Genomic DNA, 3,162 nt, shown 5'->3' on the forward strand with positions numbered 1-3,162 from the left:
AGTGTAACATCCATGTTTGTTCATGGTCTTTTTACACTGTCTACCTTAAGGGGATAATATCATATATAGATGTCTTTTCTTAAATATAATGTACTAACGAGAGTGATCTTACTTAACTAATTGTTGCTGGATTTCCTTAATTAAAAACTCAGCCCCTTTAGGACTAAGGACGATTTGACCATTAGCCAGTGAAATATTTTTTTCTGAAATATCACCAGTTATTGCACAAGCATCATAAGATTTGTATTTCTTTAAAATGATCTTTTCATCTTCTACAAATATTTCCATAGGATCTTTTTCTGCAATTCCTAACGTTCTTCTTAACTCTTTCGGAATAACAATTCGCCCTAAATCATCTATTTTTCGTGTAACACCTGTTGATTTCATGTGTATATCCTCCTTTTATTTTTTATATTTCTAGCTACTATCTGCATGTATTACTACAATTATATCTCTAAATTCCTTTCTCGTCTTTTATTTCATTTTCCCTTTCTTTAGCCTCTAACATAAATTTAGCGTAAGTCATTATCTGTTCTAGCTCATTTTTGGACGCGTAATAATCTTTGATATAACGTTCTTTTCTTCCTGGACTCATATATTTATTTTTTTTATTTCATTTAGTGCTTCTATATTCATGATTTTTCGTTTTCCCTTTTTCTCATATAAGAGTTTTAGATGTATAGCTAGGCCTACGCTCCAAAGAGTAAAACCGATAATGAATGAAAGTAATAGATGTGCTGAAAGAGAATTATCAATAATCAGGAAATAGAGAAAATAAATAATCGAGATTGCAAACAAAAATGAATTATAGTATTTTTGTATTTATGTATTTTTATCAATTTAGCCAAGAAGACTCCTTCCTCAAGGAGCGTGAAGGACGTAGCTCAGCGAGTAGGTGGGAGATGAATTGGCTTCGAACAAGAGATGGCAGGAAGTCATCTTAATTGTTCGACATATGTAAAGTGTTACCGGACAATTTGTCATAATCACTTCACTATCAATCGAATGTACGTTTGGTATATAATAGATATATATCGAAATGGAGGTGAAACGAAGGATGATCAATAAAGCGTATAAATTTCGTATCTATCCAAATAAAGCACAAGCGATCCTGATCAATAAAACGATTGGTTGTTCTCGTTTTGTATTCAATCACTTCCTATCTCTATGGGATAATGCATACAAAGAAACAGGAAAAGGTTTGACCTATGGTACATGCTCTGCCAAACTTCCTGCCATGAAGAAAGAGTTTGTTTGGCTAAAAGAAGTGGATAGTATTGCTATTCAATCGTCTGTTCGCAACCTTGCGGATGCTTATACACGCTTTTTTAAAAAACAAAACAGTGCCCCGCGTTTCAAATCTAAAAAGAACAACGTACAATCTTATACCACAAAACAAACAAATGAAAACATTGCTGTTGTGGGAAACAAAATGAAATTGCCAAAACTAGGTCTTGTTCGATTTGCCAAAAGTCGTGAAGTAAAGGGACGTATTTTAAATGCTACGGTTAGACGGAACCCTTCTGGCAGATACTTTGTGTCATTGTTAGTTGAAACAGAAGTGCAAGAACTTCCGAAAACACATTCTTATATTGGAATGGATGTAGGATTAAAAGATTTCGCCATTTTGTCAGATGGAACAATCTATAAAAATCCTAAATTTTTTCGCTCATTGGAAGAGAAGTTGGCAAAAGCACAGCGTGTTCTTTCTAGAAGAATGAAAGGATCTTCTCGCTGGAATAAACAACGAGTAAGGGTAGCTAGAATTCATGAATACATAGCTCATGCTAGAAAAGATTACTTGGACAAAATCTCAACTGAAATCATCAAAAACCACGATGTTATCGGTATAGAAGATTTGCAAGTATCGAATATGTTAAAAAATCATAAGTTAGCAAAAGCGATTAGTGAAGTATCTTGGTCACAATTTAGAACGTTGCTAGAATACAAGGCAAAATGGTATGGAAAACAAGTCATTCCGGTATCCAAAACATTTGCTTCAAGCCAATTATGTTCTTGTTGTGGGTATCAAAATAAAGACGTTAAGAATCTAAATCTTCGTGAATGGGATTGTCCTGAGTGCAATAGTCATCACGATAGAGATATTAACGCAAGTATCAATCTTGAAAATGAAGCTTTAAGGCTTCTAACCGTAGGAACTACGGGGATAGCCTAATGAATTAGAAGCCACTAGGCTTCTGTACTTAGGAATCTCCCACTTCAAACAGTCCATAAGGACGTTAAGTGGTGAGTAGTTCAATTCGTGTTGTTTTTTTCTCATTTCAAGAGTCTCTAACATGTATAAATTATCTCCTTTTAAATAGGACCAGTTGTTTGTTTTTTATACTATCTCTTTTTAGGCTAATATATCACTGATTAGAAATAATAATAAAGCCAAAGGGACTATTCCTTTGATATTGCTAGTGTTTGCACTCATTGTTTAGTTGTAGTTAACACACAATAAAAGGCGAACAACAATAAACTTCATGAAAAGCATATATATAATTTAATTTTGTATATTAAAGTTTTATATTGATTCTATACTTAGTTTAACCAAGAAGCATCCAAGATTCTTTGTTTAGTCACTACATTTTCTTTAGAGCTATATCAACATAAAAGAGACACTGTATAGTGTCTCTTTTTAATGTTTCGTCCCTTTAATCAATAGTAAGAGGATATATCTATACCCTCTTATTACTGACTGTTATTAGAACTGCTTTTCTGCAAAGAGGATATCTGAGAGACAATCTGTAAAAAAACGTCTGAAACAGATGCTTTTTCTCATTCTCACTACATAAACGTAATCGTCACTAAAGAATATCCTTCTTTGGCACTATACGGCTCAGCTTTATAAGAAACACGGTTCGCTCCTTGCGGATAACCAATTTCTCCAATTACTTTTTTCACATCTTGCAATGCGCCATCCATTGATTGTTTATAAAGAATTTCAATCTTTGGTGACTTTTCGTTATAATGTTGCTGCATTTTATTTTTGAATTCATTATAGTTATTTGCGATATATTTATTTCCTAAATAATTTAGCTTTGTATCTTTTAATATTTGCTGATATGCAGGGGTTTTCGTACCACCTGCCGCAATTTTATTTGTTAATGTACTATAATAATTTGTTGTAGCTTGCGGATAGTCCCCGCGGTTCCACTC

Annotated in this window: 2 protein-coding genes and 1 pseudogene; 1 reads left to right on the top strand and 2 read right to left on the bottom strand. The window is 33.3% G+C overall.

Going from position 1 to position 3,162, the window contains the following annotated elements:
- Nucleotides 1–108: 108 nt before the first annotated feature.
- Nucleotides 109–387, bottom strand: coding sequence for an AbrB/MazE/SpoVT family DNA-binding domain-containing protein (locus CER22_RS30745; RefSeq protein ID WP_088610479.1), 279 nt, complete (start codon nucleotides 385–387; stop codon nucleotides 109–111).
- 670 nt (nucleotides 388–1,057) lie between these two features.
- On the opposite strand from CER22_RS30745, the gene tnpB reads away from it, so the two are divergent.
- A complete protein-coding gene (gene tnpB, locus CER22_RS30760) occupies nucleotides 1,058–2,176 on the top strand; it encodes an IS200/IS605 family element RNA-guided endonuclease TnpB (protein WP_088610482.1) in 1,119 nt (372 codons plus the stop codon).
- Between the two features lie 614 nt (nucleotides 2,177–2,790).
- Here tnpB and CER22_RS30765 read toward each other — a convergent pair.
- Nucleotides 2,791–3,162, bottom strand: a pseudogene (locus CER22_RS30765) (S-layer homology domain-containing protein); the annotation flags it as partial.

This window comes from Bacillus sp. K2I17, from assembly GCF_002209985.1.
GTDB lineage: Bacteria > Bacillota > Bacilli > Bacillales > Bacillaceae_G > Bacillus_A > Bacillus_A wiedmannii.

Bases quoted from the DNA above. Each gene is read 5' to 3' on its own strand.
- CER22_RS30745 (WP_088610479.1), bottom strand. From the start codon at position 387: ATGAAATCAACAGGTGTTACACGAAAAATAGATGATTTAGGGCGAATT.
- tnpB (WP_088610482.1), top strand. From the start codon at position 1,058: ATGATCAATAAAGCGTATAAATTTCGTATCTATCCAAATAAAGCACAA.